This is a genomic window from Actinotignum timonense, from assembly GCF_002860685.3.
Taxonomy (GTDB): domain Bacteria; phylum Actinomycetota; class Actinomycetes; order Actinomycetales; family Actinomycetaceae; genus Actinotignum; species Actinotignum timonense.
Window position 1 is genome coordinate 2,175,905 of record NZ_CP136960.1, and the last position, 18,243, is coordinate 2,194,147.

Genomic DNA, 18,243 nt, shown 5'->3' on the forward strand with positions numbered 1-18,243 from the left:
TTCTTAGCGTGTTTCGAAACGGAAGCCCAGTCCCCGCACCGTGGAGATATAGCGAGGGCTATCAACGTCGTCGCCCAATTTACGGCGCAACCACGAAATATGCATATCGAGTTTCTTCGAGGCGGAAGCCTTTTCATCCCCCCACACTTCACTGAAGAGTGCCTCACGCGAAACAACATCCCCCGCGCGGCGAATGAGCGCGGTGAGCAATTCAAATTCTTTCGCGGTGAGCGCCAGCTCCACGCCCCCGCGCAGCGCCCGGCGCGCCCCGGTATCCACCGAAATATCTTGGGCGGTGAAATGATCGGTGCCCTGTTCGGTGCGCCGCAGCAGCGCCCGCACCCGGGCCAGCAGTTCCGCGAGCCGGAACGGCTTGGTGACGTAATCATCGGCCCCGCTATCCAGACCCACCACCATATCGACTTCTTCGGCGCGCGCGGTGAGAATAAGGATAGGGAAAGTGTGGCCTCGCCCGCGGGCCTGCCGCGCCACATCCAGGCCGTCCATATCCGGCAACCCGAGATCCAAAACCATAATATCTACTCCGTGAGCGAGCTGTTCCAGAGCATCCAGCCCGGTATCAACACACGTCACGGCATATCCTTCCCGCGCGAGCGCACGGGCCAGCGGTCCGGAAATAGCGGCGTCATCCTCAACAAGAAGCAAAGTAGTCACACTGAAAGTCTAAGCTATTTTCTTTTTTCACTCAGGGGCGTGGCCTGGGGGCGCAAAGCGGCGCCGAAACACCGTTCTTAATGCGCCCGAATGCGGCGCAGCTCCAGCACCTCGGTGGCCCCCAGGCCCTGGAGGGTAGGAGTCCCCACCGAGATCGTGGTGAAGCGATTCTCCCCCACCGCTTTGAGCGCGGTAGCCACCGGCCGCGAGGTGAGGACCGTGCCCGGGGAGGCCACATCCGCCAGCCGGGACGCCATATTCACCGAGGGCCCGAACACGTCACCGAAACGCCCGAGCACCGGCCCCCAGGTGAGAGAGGCCCGCACCGCCGGAATTTCCGGAGTATCGCGCAGAGCCTGGGTCACATCGCAGACGATATCCGCCCCGGTGACGATATCGTCCGCGATAAAGAGGAACGCATCGCCCATGGATTTCACCACGCGTCCGCCCCCGCCGGTAATCACGGCCCGGCAGGTGTAATCGAAACGCTCAATAAACTCCATGAACTGCCGCGATGTCATCCGCTCGGTCCGGTTCGTGAAAGACACAATATCGATAAAGCCAACGGCGCGCGGCAGCTGCGGGATCGCATCATCCTCATTAATATGCGCGATTTCCGCTTCGGTGTGGCGCAGCAGCGCAGCGGCCTGCCGCGACCAGGTGTAGGCCGCGGTGCGCCGCAAAAATTCTTCAATATCCGGGAAATGATCAAGCACCCAACGCCGTGCATCCACCGGCCCGAGCCCGCCGCTAGTTTCCGCCAGCTCCAGGAGCGTTTCCACATGCCATTGCAGCATGCGATCCACGTTGTGGGCACTGGCGCGCAGCAGCGAAGTGAGGGCCGATTCGGTGAGCGGAGATTCCCCGAGCGATTCCGCCATCGCCCGCATCGCCCGAATATCCCCGTCCGTGAAAACAAGTTCACTATCTTCATCCACGATGGAGGGGAAACCGAGGGCCAGCCAAAAACGCCGCACCCCTTCCGTATCCATATTGGTCAGCTCCGCCGCCTGACGCAGGGTGTAGCGCGGCAGCCCACCCTCGAGGTGTTCCATATAGGCGGAGAAAGCGGTGCCTTCCGTTTCCGCAGGCTGCGGCTCATTGCGCGGTTCTTTGTGTTGCGACGACGCCGGCGCAGCCGGCAGTGCGGACTGCGGAACGCGCGTGGCACCCCCGGGCCGGCTACCACTATCCGGGAGGGAGGTGCGCGAACGCTGCGGGGTGCGGGCGGCGGTTTCCCGGCTCGGCACAAAATTACGATCCACCGGGGCTTCCATACGGGCGGCATTCCCGGAGCGCGGCACCCCCGATTCGGGGCCAAGGGGCAGATCAGCTGCGGTATTGCGCCGCAACTGGGCCATATCATCCGCGCTCAGCTGCGCGCTAGCGGCCGGCTGGGCCCCGCCCCCGAGGAGGTAGGCGATGAGGTCCGGGCTCATGGCCGGGCCGATGCTGGAGTGCTCCCGCGCACTCCGGCCCGCCCCGGCGCCGGTTCCGCGTGATGTTTCGGATTGGGATGCGGGGCGCGGCGCGCTAGCGAATTGCTCAGCCACACTCGCCCCTTCCCTAGCTGCTTAGCACCGGCGCGGCGCCACCTCAGGTGAGGAGAACGGGGAGCGCCAACCGCCAGCTATAAATAAAGTGCCTTCCATCACAGTATACTAGTCGTCCTTGACACTAACGTCCATGTTTTCATCCGGGGATTTTGCTGGGAGTGGAGTGGCGGGTAGCCGCGGGCTATTCTGGAGCAGTGGAGAATAAACGAGAACACACAGAGATTGATGCCCTCGCGGACCGCTATTTCCAGCGCGTCCTCGATACCTCACCCGAAACGGTGACGTTCACCGGCCTGCCCGGTGCCCCTGAAACCAAGCTTGATGATTACTCCCCCGCCGGGATTGCCGCGCATATCGATAATGTGCGGGAGACCCTGGCGGCCCTCGATCACCTTGAAGAGCGCGATGCCACGGATCGGGTGACCGCCGCCGGCCTGCGCGATCGCCTCGGTCTGGAAATTGAACTGTATGAAGCCGGCGAAGAAGTCGGCAAGCTCAATGTTATTGAATCCCCGCTCCAGGGGATTCGCGATGTTTTTGATGTGATGCCCCAGGAAAATGCTTCCGATTGGGAAACCATCGCGGCGCGCCTGAGTGATGTGCCGCGGGCCCTGGCCGGCTACCGGGAATCCCTGGCCCAGCGGGCCGCGTCCGGTCCTGTTTTCGCGGCTCGGCAGGTGGAGCGCTGCTTGGAGCAGGCCCTCGCTGCCGCCTCCGATTCGGGTAGTTTCGCCGGGCTGGCCCAGCGCGGTGCGGCCACCGCCCCGGAACTTACTGAGGCTTTGGAGCAGGGCGCAGCTCAGGCCCGCGCCGCTTACGGGGAACTGGCGGAAACCCTGCGGGGTCTGCTCCCGGGGGCCACCGAAAATGATGCGGTGGGCCGGGATCGTTACGCGCTGCATTCGCGCGAATTCCTGGGCGCCGTCGTCGATCTGGATGAAACATACGAGTGGGGTATCCACGAACTGGAGCGTATCGACGCGGAACAGCAGGCCATCGCGCGCGAGCTGTACGGGGAGGGCGTGAGCGTGAACGAGGCCCTCACCCGCCTCGATCAGGAGGAACGCTACACCCTGCACGGCGTGGAGGAATTGCGTTCGTGGATGCAGCAGACCGCCGATGGTGCCATGGCCGCTGCCACGCAGTACTTCGATATTCCCGAGGCGATGCGCACCATCGAATGCATGATCGCGCCTTCGAATTCGGGCGGTATTTACTACACGGGTCCCTCCGATGATTTTTCGCGGCCGGGGCGTATGTGGTGGTCGGTGCCGGAAGGCGTGACCGAATTCCACACCTGGCAGGAAAAGACCACCGTCTACCACGAAGGGGTGCCGGGTCATCATCTCCAGCTGGGTCTGGCCGTCTACCTCAAGGATCAGCTCAATGCGTGGCGCCGCCAGGCCTATTGGGTTTCCGGGCACGGGGAAGGCTGGGCGCTGTACGCCGAAGCCCTCATGGCCGAGCTCGGCTTCCACGAGGATCCGGGTGACCGCATGGGCGTGCTCGATTCCGAGCGGCTGCGCGCGGCCCGCATCGTGGTGGATATGGGCGTGCACCTGGGTAAGGATGCCGGGAAGGTGGCCGGCGGGCAATTCGGCACCGGCGCTTGGGATCACGACGCCGCCTGGCGTTTCCTGCGCGCGAATGTGGCTATGGAACAGTCCTTCCTCTCCTATGAGCTGGATCGCTACCTCGGCTGGCCGGGGCAGGCCAGCGCCTACAAGGTGGGCGCGCGGATCTGGAAGGAGCTGCGTGAGGAAGCCCGGGCCCGCGCGGGTGCCGGTTTCGACCTCAAGGCGTGGCATATGAAGGCCCTGCGCCTGGGCGGGGTGGGCCTGGACGTGCTGCGCAGCGAGCTCTCGCGCTAGGCCGGTCTTTCCTATGCCGATGACTCATGACGGGGGCGGCGCGGCGCATACGCCCGCGCTGCCCTCCCTTACCTTGGCGCTGGCCAGCCAATCCCCCGCGCGCCTCGCCACCTTGCGGGCCGCGGGCGTGGAGCCGCTGGTGCAGGTTTCGCACGTGGATGAAGATGCACTGCTCGCGCGAGTGCACGGGGGTCCTTCCCAAGGGGTGCTGGCGCTGGCCGCGGCCAAAGCCCGCGATGTGGCCGCCACTCCCGGGCCAGCCCAGGGCGCCGATTTTGTGGTGGGCTGCGATTCCATGTTCGAATTCGAGGGCGAAGTTTACGGGAAACCGCATTCCCCGGAGGTGGCCCGCGAGCGCCTGGCCCGCATGTCCGGCAATTCCGGGATTCTCCACACCGGGCACTGCCTGGTTCACGTTCCTTCCGGGCGTTCCCTGGCCGGGATTTCCCGCGCGAAAGTGACCTTCGCGCACCTGAGCGAAGCGGAGATTGAGGCGTATATCGCCACCGGGGAACCCCTGGAAGTGGCCGGTTCCTTTACCGCGGACGGCTTGGGAGGCCCCTTTATTGACCGCCTTGAAGGTGATTACCACGGGGTGGTGGGGATTTCCCTACCGCTGCTGCGTTCCCTGGTGGAGCACCTGGGCCTGTCCTTCACCCAATTCTGGGCGAAGCCGGCCCGCCCGGCCCTCGGGGTGCTCCCGGAGGCCGCGCAGCGTTTCTTAGCCGATAGCCACCACGGCACGGTTCATCACGGCGCGGACGGTTTCCTGCTGTGCGGTTGCGGGAAACGCCATTGGGGGATGAACGGGGCGGCCGGAATCGCGGCTTTCCGGCGCCACGCCGGGCATATCCAGATCCTGCTTCAACACCGCTCCCCCTGGAGTCACGGCGGTGCCACCTGGGCTTTCCCGGGTGGAGCACGCGAATGGGACGAGGAGCCCTGGGAGGGTGCCCTGCGCGAATTCACCGAGGAGACCGCACTGGCTCCCACGGATCTGCGCCGCGGCGGGGAGCTCACCACCGCGCATGTGGATTGGTCCTATACCAGTTTTGTGGCGCGCTGCCGCGATGGGCTGGAGGCGGTGGCCGACGGGGAATCCATGGAGTTGCGCTGGGTGAACGTGGAGGATGTTGCCTCCTACCCGCTGCTTCCTTCCTTCGCGGCCACCTGGCCGCAGGTGCGCGAGCTGGCCCGCACCACCCTCGATTGGAACGACGGCGCGCGCGGCTAGCGCCGCGCGATCGCTCTCCCGCGCGTAATTAGCGCGGCATGGAAGCCGTGGTCGAGCAGGTCTCCGGCTCAGGAATCCTCGTTGACGTTCGCCGGCAGGCCGGCCACATAGGGGTGGTCGGTGCCGGTGGGCCCGAGGCTTTGCGCCCCGCCCGGGGAGCCCAATTCGGAGAAGAATTCCGCATTGACTGCGGTGAATACTGACCATTCTTCGGGAACATCATCTTCGTAATAGATGGCTTCCACCGGGCAGGCCGGTTCGCAAGCCCCGCAATCCACACATTCGTCCGGATTAATGTAGAGGGTACGGTCCCCTTCGTAAATGCAATCCACCGGGCATTCGTCCACGCACGCCCGATCTTTGGTATCGACGCACGGCAAGGTAATGACATAAGCCACCGGTGTCACCTCCTCCTCTACCGTAATCCGAGCTCACGCCCAGCACCAAATCTAGTGACCGGGCGCGGGGGCTGGAGCTGGTGCGGGAGCGCCTTCGGCTTGCGGAGCGGGGGCGGGCGGAGCGGCCGGCTCCGGCTTCGGGCAGGTGCGGCCGTGATCGGGCTGGTAGGTCCAGTCATAGGACGAATCCTCAACGACCTTATCCCCCAATTTCACGGTGCGAGACACGGTCACGGTAAATCCGGGATCGCCCAAGCCTTGGGGCTCGCAATCCGGCCCCTTACCTTCCGTCATAACCGGCTGGCGGTAATTGCGCGGTTCCGAGGTCCAGGTTTCGACGTCGTAATACTTCGTCGACCACAGCTTCGTGACCACGTACCCGCCCTCGAGATAGGTGTCGATCACCGCGCCGTACGGGGTGGTGTTCTTCCATTTCACGTCTATGGAACCGGACCACAGCGTTGATTCGCGGCCCATGGGGTAACGGGAAAAATGCTTGGTGTGGGGGCGGTGCTCCACATCCTCGTAACCGGCCAGGTAACCAATATTGAACACATTTGTGGCCAGCTGGGAAAGCCCGCCGCCCAGGGCCTCGTTATTGAAGCCGTTCATAACCACCCCGGAGGACACGAAGCCTTCTGAGTATTCGATGGGGCCGAGCGCTGCTTCCAGGGAGAACGTCTCATCGGGTTTGACCAGGGTATCGGTGATTTTCCGGGTACCCACCCGCAGGTTGGTGGTACGCACCGAATCGCTGGTGAGCGGGGTGGAAATCTCCGAGACCACTTCCTTGACCCCGAGCTTTTCCGCATCCGCGGTGCTGAAGGCCGCCGGAATCGGAGCGGGGCTCAGTTCCACGAGGCGCTCGGCGGCAGCGGTGCGCAGCGCGGCCACCTGGGCGCCGGAAGCGAGGGCGGCGTCGTCAATACCCACGCCGTCCTGGGAGGGAATAATCGTGGGCGTGGTGTGGTCCACGATCTCAATGCGGGCATCCACACCCGGTTTGAGCAGGTCCGGGGCGGCGGCCCGTACCGCATCGCCCAGAACCTTGCCGTCCAGCTTGAGCTGAAGCGCCGCGCCTTCCGGCACGAAAGAGGCCGCCTGCGCCAGAGTTTCCGGGCTAAGGTTCACGGCCCGGTCCCCCACCTTCGCGGTGAGATCGCCGGATACCAGCGGCCCAGCCAGCTCCGCGCGCGCCTTTTCGGCAGCTTCGGTGCTAATGGCAGGCTCGGCGGGCACCGCTTCCAGTTCAATACGTTCTTGGCCGCGCAACGGTTGCTCAATCAGAGCGGTGCGGGTAGCCTCCGGGTCGACGGCGCGCCCGGCTTGCGCCGGGCTGAGCTGCGCCGTCGTACCTTCCATCATGAGGGTGGCATTACGCGCTTCCACCCCGGTGCTGTTACGAATGGTATCTACCTGGGCGGATAATGCGGCGTCGTCCACGGTGACCTTCGGGGCGACCTCGCCCTTGCCCGTGAGTTGGTGGAAAATCTCCACGGGGTTGAGGGTGAAACCGGTCAGGCTCTCCACCGTGGCCGCCGCGTCCACGCTCAGGGAGTAATCGCCCGGGTTCACGCTCACGCTGGTGCCCTCCACAACTACCTCAACCGGGCGGGCCACCCGCGCGGCGACCTCACCACTGAGATGTTCGGTGGCGGTGGCGGTATTCATCCCGCCGATCTCAATGCCGGCCACCGTGGTACCCCGCGCGACGCGGTCGGCGCTGTACCAGGCATAACCCACGTAGGCGAGCAGCAAAATCGCAATAACCGCGGAAACAATCCAGGGCCAGCGCAGCTTGCGGGTAGCTTCCACCTGCCGGAATTCCCCGGTGTCGAAAGGCGTGTCAGAACCCGCGGGGCGCACCGCGGTATCTTCGAGACCTACACTTTGCGGCGTGTGCTCAGGTCGCATGCGTCCTCCTGTGGTTGATCCTGGTTGGCCTGCGGGTGTGGGCCCGGAGGCGTGGAATGCCGGCGGCGCACCAGAGCGCCGATCAGCGGGAATGCCCCGGCGAGCGGAGCCAGAACAAGCCAGAGATTCGCGGCCACCCCGTGGAAGACCACGATGTCACCGTAGCCGGGGGCGGCAAAAGCCCAGAAGGTGAGGGCCACTTCACCCAGCCAGAATCCAGCCCAGCACCATGATCCTAGCCAATCGCGGGCGAAAGATGCGCCACTGGCAATGAGCAGCGTGGCGAGGAGCGGGCCGACCCACACAATATCGGTGGCCAGGCCGGGAATTCCCGCCAGCCCCGCGTGAGTGACCGCGGCCAGCGCCCCGGCGAAGGCCCCGAGCAGCAGGCCGGTGGCGAGCTTCGCGCACGTCCGCAGCGCGGTTCCCAACGTATTCGGGCGCGCGGACCGGGCCGAAAGTGGCGCATGGGACGAGGCGTCCCCCGAGACGCGGGGTACGTTCGGGCGCGGGGTGCGGTTCCTCATCTCACTCCTTGTCTGGGCGGGCGCGCCGCTGGTAGGCCGGGCCGCAACCGCGGGCGGGTAGAACAGCCGCGCCGCGGGCGGGCGCTACTTCTTCGCGCGCTTCTTCCGCCCGGCGATTTTGCCGCGTTCCACCGCGCTGAGCACGACTTTGCGCACCCGCACCGATTCCGGGGTTACTTCCAGGCATTCGTCATCAGCAGCGAATTCCATAGCTTCTTCTAGGGTAAGCCGTCGGGGCGCTTGCAGGGTCTCAAACACGTCGGCGGTGGCCGAGCGCATATTTGTCATTTCCTTGGCGCGCACCACATTGACGTCCATATCCTCGTCGCGCGGGTTTTCGCCCACCACCTGGCCCTCGTACACTTCCTGGCCCGGGGTCACGAAGAACGTGCCGCGATCTTCCAGGCGCTGGAGAGCGTAGGCGGTGACCTGCCCAGCCCGGTCAGAGACCAGAGAGCCGGTGGCCCGCGAAGAAATTTCGCCCATCCAGGGGGCGTAGCCCTCCGAAATGGAGGCGGCAATGCCGGTGCCGCGGGTCTGGGTGAGGAACGCGGAACGGAAACCAATCATGCCGCGCGCCGGCACCACAAATTCCATGCGCACCCAGCCGGTACCGTGATTCGCCATCGTTTCCATGAGCCCCTTGCGGGCGGCCATGAGCTGGGTGACCGCGCCGAGGTATTCTTCCGGCACGTCAATAGTGGTGCGCTGCATCGGCTCGCATACGGTTCCGTCAATGGTGCGGGTGACGACCTGGGGCTTGCCCACCGTCAGCTCGAAGCCTTCGCGGCGCATCTGCTCTACCAGAATCGCCAGGGCCAATTCCCCGCGATCCTGCACTTCCCAAGCGTCAGGGCGGCCGGTGGGGAGCACCCGGATGGACACATTACCCACGAGTTCCTGATCGAGGCGATCCTTGACCTGCCGCGCGGTGAGCTTATGGCCTTTACCTTCGGTCCCGGCCAGCGGCGACGTATTAATCCCGATAGTCATAGAAATAGCCGGGTCATCCACGTGGATGGGCGGCAGCGGGCGCGGATCCTCCGGATCCACCAGGGAATCACCAATCGTAATATCCGGAATACCCGCGATCGCCACAATATCGCCGGCCCGGGCAGAGGTGGCCGGCTTACGTTCCAGGCCTTCGGTCAGGAGCAGTTCCGAGATATGGGCCGACGACGTCGTACCATCAGCGCGTACCCACGCAACTGTCGCGCCCTTCTTAATGGTGCCCGAATAAATACGCAGCAGGGCAATACGGCCAAGGAAAGGCGAAGCATCCAGATTGGTGACCTGGGCGGCCAGCGGGGCATCCGCCTCGAAATGCGGGGCGGGAATGTAGTTGACAATCGCCTCGAAAAGCGGCTCCAAATCGGCACTATCGGGCAGCTGGCCGTCCGCCGGGCGGGTCAGGCTCGCGCGCCCGGCCTTCGCGGAAGCGTAAATCACCGGGGTTTCCAGGAGCGAATCGAGCATATCCGGATCGGGATGATCCAGGTCGGAGGCGAGGGAAAGGAGGAGATCCTGGGTTTCGGATTCCACCTCGGCGATGCGCGCGTCCGGGCGATCCACCTTATTAATAACAATAATGACGGGCAGCGAGGCTTCCAGGGCCTTGCGCAGCACGAAACGAGTTTGCGGAAGCGGGCCCTCGGAGGCGTCCACGAGCAAAATAACGCCGTCCACCATGGACAGGCCGCGTTCGACTTCCCCGCCGAAATCGGCGTGGCCGGGGGTATCGATCACGTTAATGGTGATGCCCTCAGGTGCGCCGGCTGCGGCCGCGGCCGGCCCGCGGTAATGGATCGCGGTGTTCTTCGCGAGGATGGTGATGCCTTTTTCGCGTTCCAGTTCTCCGGAATCCATGACGCGCTCCCCGGTTTTCTCCACGGTGGCGCGCTCCCCGAAAGCCCCGGCCTGCCACATGAGCGCGTCCACGAGAGTGGTTTTCCCGTGATCAACATGCGCCACAATGGCAACGTTGCGAAGATCGTTGCGACTATCCATAACCTACTTCCCTGCCGGCCCGCGCCGGCGTTGTGACATACGGGCTGCGCGAGCGCAAACCCCTGGCAATGTTACTCGCCTGGCCCGCACTGTATATGCCACCATGTCAAGAATCACCACGACCGGCTGCGGGAATCGGCAATCGGGGCGCGAACGTGGGAAAATATGCTTATGTCTGCACGTTATCGTCTTCGCGGCGCCTCGGCCGCCCCCGCCGCCGGGCTGTGCGGCGCCATCGGAATCATCGCGCTGGTCATGCAGGTGTGGCAGGGCGGATGGGGTTATTTGCCGCCCGCGGCCGTGTTCGCCGCCGGCATGTGCCTGGCCGGGTACGCGCTCTTCTACTTGCCCAGCGTAGACGTAGACGGTTCCGGAGTGACGATACGCAATACCTTCCGCGACCTGCGGGTTCCGTTCCCGCGGCTGCGCGGGGTCGAATCCGGGTACGGTCTTGTTATCACGACGACGGACGGAGCGGCCATCCACGCCCGCGCCTTCGGCTCCGTCGGGCGCCCCACCCCGGATACCCGCCGCGCCGTCCCGGTCCACGATTCCGGGGATCATACGGTCACCACGGCAACGCTGCCGGTGCGGAAGTTCATTGAGTCGGTGGCCTCCCGTTATGTTCCCGCGGGGGCCCCGAGCGAGCATCCACGGGTGGAGCGGCACTGGGCCTGGGATCGGCTCGCTTTCGCGGTAGCTGGAGTGCTCGGGGTGCTCGGCGGTATTGCCTGGTCGGTGGCGCTATGAGTGCCCAACCCGGTGAGGTGACCCTGCGTTCGCGCGGCCAGATCGTTAAAGGCGGCCTCCTCAGTGCCCTTGGCATCGCGCCCCTGATTCTCATCGCGGCCGGGGTTCCCATGCCGCTCTCCGCTCTTGCTGCCGGCTTCCTGGGGGCCGGGGTGGCCGGGGCCGCCTATTCTTTTTTCTTCCTCCCCGAGTTGCGCTATAGCGCAGCGGGCCTGACCATTATTAACCCGTTGCGTACCATCTACCTGCCCTGGGGCGCGGTTGCGCGCTTCACAACCCGCTTCTATCTCACCACCCATGCTCGGGGCGGGCAGCAGTGGGATGCGGCGGCGTTCCCGGCCGGCGGTGCGTTGGCGGCCGGGCGCCGGCTTCTTCCCGCCCGGCATCCGGCTGCCGCTCGCCACGCTGATCTTCCCGCGCTGCCCGGGCGCGGCGCTACTACCCGCACCCGCTGGGTCACCCTCGCCCGGGCCGCGGAACAGCTGCGCGCCGCCCACTCCCGTGCCCTTGAGACTGCGGACCACCCGGATAGCACAAACCGCCCGGTACGATCCGTGGATCGTAACCGAGCGGTTCTGTGTGTGGCGTGGGTGGCTTGCCTAGCCGCGGCCTGCGGCCTGGCATTCACCTGAGCGCCAAAGTAACTCTCGCCTAGTTGGCGGCGTCGTCGTTCTCATTCAAACGCAAACGCGAGACTTCACGGCCCTGCTTACGCAGCAGCGCGTGGCGTTCTTCGCGGCGGCGGCGCTGCTCAATCGGTTCCGGAACCGGAGCGGCAGCCAGGAGGCGCTGAGTGTAGGCTTCCTGCGGGTTGTGGAGAACATCCTCGCGCTGGCCCGCTTCCACGACCTTGCCGTTTTGCAGCACCACCACGCGGTGCGAGAGCATATCGACCACCGCGAGATCGTGCGAAATGAAGAGACAGGCGAAGCCCATGTCGTCCTGAAGTTCGGAGAGCATGGTGAGAACCTGGGCCTGGACGGACACGTCCAGCGCGGAGGTCGGTTCATCCGCGATGAGGAGCTTGGGGCGCAGGGCCAGGGCACGGGCGATGCACACGCGCTGGCGCTGCCCGCCGGAAAGCTCATGCGGGTAGCGGTTGAAGGAGGAACGCGGCAGGCGCACCGCATCGAGCAGGTCGTACACCCGCTGGCGGCGTTCCGCCTTGGTGCCGACCTTATGAACATCGAGCGGTTCCATAATGCAATCGCCCACCGGGAAACGCGGGTCGAGCGAGGCGGCCGGATCCTGGAAGACCACACCCACGTGCTGGCGCAGTTCCTGGGCGTGCTTACGCGAAGCGCCCACGAGGTCCTCACCGAAGATCTTCACCTCACCGGAGGCCGCCGGGATGAGCCCGAGCACGCACTTGCCGATGGTGGATTTACCGGAACCGGATTCACCCACGAGGCCCACGATTTCACGCTCGGCAACGTCCAAGGACACATGGTCAACCGCGCGGAAGGGCTCCTTGCCGGGAATCTCGTATTCGATAACGAGATCCTTAGCTTCCAGCACCTTCTTATTGAGGTCAATAGAAGCTTCCTTTTCCAGGGAGAAACCGAATTGCTCGCGGCCCTGGCCCAGATGCGGCACGGCTTCCAGCAGACGGCGCGTATACGGGTGCTTGGGGTGGTTCAGAACCTGAACGACGTCGCCCGATTCCACAATCTCACCCTTGAACATCACATGGACCCGGTCGGCCATATCCGCGATAACACCCATGGAGTGGGTGATGAGGAGGATGCCGGTATTCAGCTGGTCCTTGAGGGAGCGCAGCAGGTCGAGGATATCGGCCTGGACCGTCACGTCCAGGGCGGTGGTCGGTTCGTCCGCAATAATGACGGAGGGGTTGGCGATGAGCGCAATCGCGATGACCACGCGCTGGCGCTGCCCGCCGGAAAGCTGGTGCGGGTACTGGTTCATGCGCTCTTCGGCATCGGGCAGCCCGACAGCCTTGAGCATGGCAACCGCGCGATTACGGGCGTCTTCCCCGAAGGCGAGCCCGTGGGTTTCCAGACCTTCCGTCATCTGGCGGCCAATGGTAAGCACCGGGTTGAGGGCGGTCATGGGTTCCTGGAACACCATGCCCACTTCGGCGCCGCGCAGGGCGCGCATGCCCCGCGAGGTCATCCCGCGCACTTCCCGCCCGGCCACCTGCACACTTCCGCTAATAACAGCGTTGGAAGGGAGCAGGCCGAGGGCCGTGGTGGAGGTAACGGACTTGCCGGAACCGGATTCGCCCACCAGGCCCACCACTTCACCCGGGCGCACATCAATACTCACGCCGCGCACGGCGTGAACCGCACCGAATTCGGTAGCGAATTTGACGTCCAGTTCACCGAAGCCGAGCACCGGCTTATCGGTTTTCGGGTGCGGGGTGACGACGGGCTGGTCAGCCTTCAGCGTGGCCGTGGCCGCGGAGGCAGCTTTATCGTGCGTTGTTGCAGCGCGTTTTCCGAGACGCATTTATTCGCCCTTCCTTTCGGTGGCGTCCGATGCGGGAGCGGCGTGCTCGCCACCCGTCGCGGTGGTGGCCGCGGTGGTCACCGGCATGAGATCAGCTTCGACGTCGTTCTCAATATGTCCTTCGGCAAGGGCCTTCATCTTGCGGCGCGAGACCGCAGAACGCTGGCGCGGATCGAAAGCATCACGCAGGCCGTCACCGATGAAGTTAATGGACAGCGCGATGATGAGGATCAGACCGGCCGGGGCGAAGAAGAGCCAGGGGCGGGTCGAGAACGTGGTCTGGTAGGTAGAAATAAGCAGGCCGAGCGAAGTTGCCGGCGGGCGCACCCCGAAACCGAGGAAGGACAGCGACGTTTCCAGCAGAATTGCCGAAGAAATCGACAGGGTTGCCGAAACAATAATCGTGCCCAGGCAGTTCGGGAGGATGTGGCGGAAAATAATACGCCACGGGGAGGCTCCCAGCGCGCGGGCCGAGGCCACGAATTCGCGTTCGCGCAAGGAGAGCACTTCGCCGCGCACCAGGCGCGCCAGGCCCGTCCAGGAAAGCACACCCAGCATAACCGCGAGGAACAAAATGCCCTGGCTTCCCACCATCTTGCCGATAACCGCGGCGAGGATGAGCAGCGGGATCACGATGAAGAGGTCGGTGATGCGCATGAGGATCGCTTCGGTCCAGCCGCGGAAATAACCGGCGGCCGCGCCGATAACCGTTCCAATAATGGTGGAAACCAGCCCGACGACGAAAGCGATAATAATAGAAATCTGGGTGCCCTTCATGGTGAGGGCGAAGTAGTCCTTACCGATATTGTCCTGCCCGAAGGGGTGTTCGCCCAGCGAGGTCCAGGTCAAGGTCGGTTTGCCGTTATTGACGACTTCCAGGACATCCGTGTAATTGTGGCGCCACAAACCGGAGAAGTGCCAGTGCAGCCCAAAGAAGCTCATATTCCAGCCAATGGACAGGAAGGCCACCAGCGTCACAAGAATAAGAACGACAGCGGATACCATCGCGGGCTTATGCCGCAGGAAGCGGCGCAGCACCAGGCGCCCCTGGGAATAGGAAGGGCTGGAGGAAGCGAGCTGAGCGTCGTCGACCTCAACAACGTGTTCCGGGTCGAGCGACGCGACGGTTGTTTTCGAGCGATTCTCACTCATCGGATTCTCCTCGGGCTTGGTGACGATTCATGGGGGTAGTCAGGCTCATGCTTACCGCCTAATCCGAGGATCGACGTAGGCGTACATGATGTCCGCGACCATATTCATGAGCACCGCGGCTCCGCCGGTGACCAGGAAGAAGGCCATGACGGGGGCCGGGTCTACCTGGGCCAGGCCGGTTCGGAAGAGTTCACCCATGCCCTTCCAGCCGAAGACCGTTTCGGTAATAACTGCGCCGCCGATGAGGCCCGCGAAATCGAAAGCGATGATGGTGAGCAGCGGCAACATGGCGTTGCGGAACGCGTGCCGGGTGATAACCGTATGTTCGGGCAGGCCCTTGGCGCGCGCGGTACGGATGTAATCCTGACCGAGCACTTCCAGCATGGACGAGCGCGTATAGCGCGTATAGGACGCGATGGACATGAGCGTCAGCGAGATCGTCGGCAGCAGGAGGTGGGTGAAGGAATCCAGGAAGCTGAGCCAGAAGACGTGGCTGCCCTGGAAATTCGGGGTCATCGAACCGATGGTGGAAATCGGACGGTTCTGGGTGAGCGGCAGGTAGGTGGACCAGTAGCGGGCGGCGAAATCGAAGATAATCGCGATCCACACCGAGAACACGGCCCAGATCGAGGCCCAGGTGACCGAGCGGCGGGCGTAGCCACCGAAGAAGTAGGACACGCCCACGGAGGCGGCAATCCCGAGAGCCAGAATCAGGAAGAGGAAGCCCCACGTGGGCTCCCAGAGCATATTCGAGCAGGCCGCCACGATAACGAACATAATCGCGGCATTGGCGCCCACCACAGCAAAGCCGCGCTTATTGGAGAAGCCGAGGAAGAGGCCGGTGAAGAGCACTGTGCCGGCCAGGCCCATGAGGGCTTCGATCCACAGCCCGCCGGTGGGTTCCAGGAAGGCGCGGGTTACGGAAATGTATTCCATGACGCCGAAGGCGATAGCGAAGCTGATGCCCGCGGCCATGGCGCGCCGCTTCGGGCCGCCGGCCACGAGGGCCTGCACAAAGAGTGCGAAGATACCGGCAAATATGACGATGGTAACCAGTGAGATTGTTGGATCTGCCAGCCAGTCATTAAAGCGAATAGCGCCGTATTCCTTCAGGAGCACCGCGAAGACGAAAGCGGGCAGTGAGTAGAAGGTGAAGGCGAGGAAGGTCACGACGTAATCGAAACCGGTGTAGCGGCGGATAGCGCTCATAACACCGAAGAAGATTCCGAAGAAGATCGCGAGGAAGGTGGCCGCCAGCACGAGGCGCAAGGTGGCGGAAGCGGCCTGACCGAGCATGTCATTAACAGACTGTCCGGAACGATTGACGCCCAGGTCGCACTGGCCGATGAAGCATTTCGCTGCTCCGGTCAGCCAAGTCCAATAGCGCTCGTACCAGGGCAGGTCGAGGCCCATGAAGGAGGAGCGCTGCTGCATGAGGTTTTCGCGATTCGGGTTATTGGATTCGCGAAGGTCCTCGAGGGGGTCGCCCGAATTAATCGTAAGAACGAAGATAAGGAGCGACGCGGCCCAGAGGATAAGTACTGAGATGCCAATTCGTTTGGCGATGAATTTATACACCGCGAGACTTCTTTCCGTTCTGTGTGCCGATGGGCGCCGGTTCGGACAATTTTACTCGGTGACTATAGTACATAAGCATTTCCAGACGAAATGGGACGTGGGATGTGACACAGGAAGGGTGATAAAACTGCACGCCCGGAGGGGCCGCAAGCGCGGCCCCTCCGGTGCAGCTAGAAAATAACTATTACTTCCTGTGCATAAGGCTAATTACTCAGCCTTGGCGGGTGCGGAGCCCCAGCTCCACTTTTCGGCGTTCCAGGCGATACCGGACTGGGTGACGTTGCGCTCAACGTTCTCCATACCGGTGGTGTACGCCGCGATGCCCGGGTGGGTGAAGAGCGGGATACCGAAGAGGTCATTCCACAGTTCCTTCTCAATCACCTTCTTGGCTTCCTTCTGGACCTTCGGATCCAGGCTGGAGGAAACCTTGTCCCATTCGGTATCAACAGTGGCGTTGTTGTAACCGGTCTGGTTCTGGCCACCGTTGGACTTGTAGATATTCGCGCCGGAAACGATCTGGCCGGAGCCGGACCAGGCGAAGAGCACCATATCGAAGTCGCCGCTCTCATAGCCGCCACCCGGAGCCATGAAGCCCTGGGCCCCGACGTCCTGGACGGTGATGCCGGCCTGGGCGCAGGAGGAGGTCACGAGGGCAACCTCATCGGAACGGCGCTGGTTGGGCTGGTTGTAACCAATGCGGACCACCGGGTTGGCGATACCGGATTCAGCAACCTTGGCCTTGGCCTTTTCGATGTCGACCTTGTCATATTCGCCGTTGTAGGAGGCGGCCACAACTTCCTTGTACTCGGGGTTATCCGGGAAGTATTCGCGGGAGTTGAGGACTTCAGCGTTAGCGTTGAGCGGCTTGATGAGCGAATCAACGATCTGCTGGCGCGGGATGCAGTAGGCCATGGCCTGGCGCAGCGCGAGGCCGCCCTTGTCATTGGCGAAGATGGAGCCCGGCTTGAAGTTGAAGTCGAAGTGCTCCCAAATCATGGTGTTACCTTCGAGGACGGTCACGCCCTGGGTGCCGTTGAGGGCATCAAGGGTGTCCTTGGTGGCCTGCGGCTCAATGACGTTCACGTTCTGGTTGGCGAGGGCCTGAACCTGGCCTTCCGGCGGGATGAAGCGGATCACGAGCTCATCGAGGCCGGGCTTCTCACCCCACCAATCCGGGTTGGGAACCATGGTGATGTACTGACCGGCTTCCCAGCCACCTTCCTTGAGGGTGTAGGGGCCGAAGGACGGGGCATCTTCCGCGGAGGGAAGCTGGCCCGGGGTGGGCGAATTCCAGTTATTCCAGAATTCAGCGGCCTTCTTGGCGGTCGCGAAGTCCTTGTTCTTGAGGGCCTCGAAGAGCTCCTTCTTGGAGATACCGATCTTCTTGGCTACCACGTGCGAAGGAAGCGGACCGGAAACAACCAGCTGCCAATCCGGATTCGGAGCGGCGTAGGTGATGGTGAAGGAACGGTCACCCGCATTGCACTGGGGGCCTTCCGGAACACCGTCCGCGTAGGTATCCGGGCTGGATACGTGGTTGAACAGCGGTTCATCGGAGCCTGCAGCGGCCTGGCCATCCATAATCCACTTCGGGTTCTGGCTAACCCAGTCCATGTAGGCATCTTCACAGGTGATGGGTTCGCCGCCCTGGTACTTAGCATCATCGTTGAAAGTGTACTTCACGGTGAGCGGGTTCTCGGAAACCATTTCATAGTCACCGAGCGGGGTGCCATGCTTCCACTCGCCATTGGCGGAGTAGTAGCCGAATCCGGGCATCATGCGATCAACAACAAGCGAGTTGGCCGAGCTGTAGGTAGTGGGCGTCAAGCCATTGTAGCCCAGGAATTCATCGGCACCGATGGTAACCGAAGCGGTCCGGTTGACATTTCCTTCGACCTGGGTGGGGCCACCCTTGCCGTTGGAGGAACAACCAGTCATGACCAGAGCAAGCGCGGCTGCTCCGGCCACCAAGGGATAAGCGGTCTTCTTCACGAAGGAACCTCCTCATTGACTGTTTCCGTGCCGCGGGGGCAGTCCCCCGGTACGGAGTGATCATGTTCGCGCCGTGAGCGCGTGGAATATGCAAAAGCGGTGCCGGATTCTCAGGAATCC

14 protein-coding genes are annotated in these 18,243 nt (G+C 63.4%); 4 read left to right on the top strand and 10 right to left on the bottom strand.

Going from position 1 to position 18,243, the window contains the following annotated elements; translation table 11 throughout:
- Positions 1–3: 3 nt before the first annotated feature.
- Both CYJ17_RS09115 and CYJ17_RS09120 read right to left on the bottom strand, forming a co-directional pair.
- Complete coding sequence (locus CYJ17_RS09115; RefSeq protein ID WP_087070485.1) at positions 4–675, bottom strand: response regulator transcription factor; 672 nt, start codon at positions 673–675, stop codon at positions 4–6.
- 77 nt (positions 676–752) lie between these two features.
- Positions 753–2,228 (bottom strand): hypothetical protein, encoded by a 1,476-nt coding sequence (locus CYJ17_RS09120; RefSeq protein WP_087070484.1) that lies wholly within the window; start codon positions 2,226–2,228, stop codon positions 753–755.
- A 197-nt stretch (positions 2,229–2,425) separates the two neighbouring features.
- On the opposite strand from CYJ17_RS09120, the gene CYJ17_RS09125 reads away from it, so the two are divergent.
- Both CYJ17_RS09125 and CYJ17_RS09130 read left to right on the top strand, forming a co-directional pair.
- The gene (locus CYJ17_RS09125; RefSeq protein WP_234984472.1) at positions 2,426–4,102 is read left to right on the top strand and encodes a DUF885 domain-containing protein; all 1,677 of its coding nucleotides are present in this window, start codon (positions 2,426–2,428) and stop codon (positions 4,100–4,102) included.
- 19 nt (positions 4,103–4,121) lie between these two features.
- The gene (locus tag CYJ17_RS09130) at positions 4,122–5,336 is read left to right on the top strand and encodes a Maf family nucleotide pyrophosphatase (RefSeq protein WP_234984471.1); all 1,215 of its coding nucleotides are present in this window, start codon (positions 4,122–4,124) and stop codon (positions 5,334–5,336) included.
- Positions 5,337–5,404: 68 nt separating this feature from the next.
- Here CYJ17_RS09130 and fdxA read toward each other — a convergent pair whose 3' ends face one another.
- The 4 genes from fdxA to typA all read right to left on the bottom strand — a co-directional run bounded on the left by fdxA (position 5,405) and on the right by typA (position 10,182).
- Complete coding sequence (fdxA, locus tag CYJ17_RS09135; protein ID WP_026428348.1) at positions 5,405–5,734, bottom strand: ferredoxin; 330 nt, start codon at positions 5,732–5,734, stop codon at positions 5,405–5,407.
- 51 nt (positions 5,735–5,785) lie between these two features.
- The gene (locus tag CYJ17_RS09140; protein WP_234984470.1) at positions 5,786–7,648 is read right to left on the bottom strand and encodes a VanW family protein; all 1,863 of its coding nucleotides are present in this window, start codon (positions 7,646–7,648) and stop codon (positions 5,786–5,788) included.
- Positions 7,618–8,175 (bottom strand): hypothetical protein, encoded by a 558-nt coding sequence (locus CYJ17_RS09145; protein WP_087070480.1) that lies wholly within the window; start codon positions 8,173–8,175, stop codon positions 7,618–7,620. The genes CYJ17_RS09140 and CYJ17_RS09145 overlap by 31 nt, the downstream gene beginning before the upstream one ends.
- An 84-nt stretch (positions 8,176–8,259) precedes the next feature.
- Complete coding sequence (gene typA / locus CYJ17_RS09150; protein ID WP_087070479.1) at positions 8,260–10,182, bottom strand: translational GTPase TypA; 1,923 nt, start codon at positions 10,180–10,182, stop codon at positions 8,260–8,262.
- A gap of 171 nt (positions 10,183–10,353) precedes the next feature.
- Between typA and CYJ17_RS09155 the strand changes: the two genes are divergently transcribed.
- A complete protein-coding gene (locus CYJ17_RS09155; RefSeq protein ID WP_087070478.1) occupies positions 10,354–10,932 on the top strand; it encodes a PH domain-containing protein in 579 nt (192 codons plus the stop codon).
- Positions 10,929–11,564, top strand: coding sequence for a hypothetical protein (locus CYJ17_RS09160; RefSeq protein ID WP_087070477.1), 636 nt, complete (start codon positions 10,929–10,931; stop codon positions 11,562–11,564). Before CYJ17_RS09155 ends, CYJ17_RS09160 begins: the two co-directional genes overlap by 4 nt.
- Positions 11,565–11,583: 19 nt before the next feature.
- Here CYJ17_RS09160 and CYJ17_RS09165 read toward each other — a convergent pair whose 3' ends face one another.
- The 4 genes from CYJ17_RS09165 to CYJ17_RS09180 all read right to left on the bottom strand — a co-directional run bounded on the left by CYJ17_RS09165 (position 11,584) and on the right by CYJ17_RS09180 (position 18,123).
- Positions 11,584–13,401: an ABC transporter ATP-binding protein gene (locus CYJ17_RS09165; RefSeq protein WP_026428353.1), complete on the bottom strand. Its 1,818-nt coding sequence runs from the start codon at positions 13,399–13,401 to the stop codon at positions 11,584–11,586.
- Positions 13,402–14,553 (bottom strand): ABC transporter permease, encoded by a 1,152-nt coding sequence (locus tag CYJ17_RS09170; protein WP_026428354.1) that lies wholly within the window; start codon positions 14,551–14,553, stop codon positions 13,402–13,404.
- Between the two features lie 51 nt (positions 14,554–14,604).
- The gene (locus CYJ17_RS09175; protein ID WP_026428355.1) at positions 14,605–16,131 is read right to left on the bottom strand and encodes an ABC transporter permease; all 1,527 of its coding nucleotides are present in this window, start codon (positions 16,129–16,131) and stop codon (positions 14,605–14,607) included.
- A gap of 207 nt (positions 16,132–16,338) precedes the next feature.
- Positions 16,339–18,123 (bottom strand): ABC transporter substrate-binding protein, encoded by a 1,785-nt coding sequence (locus CYJ17_RS09180; RefSeq protein ID WP_087070476.1) that lies wholly within the window; start codon positions 18,121–18,123, stop codon positions 16,339–16,341.
- Positions 18,124–18,243 lie beyond the last annotated feature (120 nt).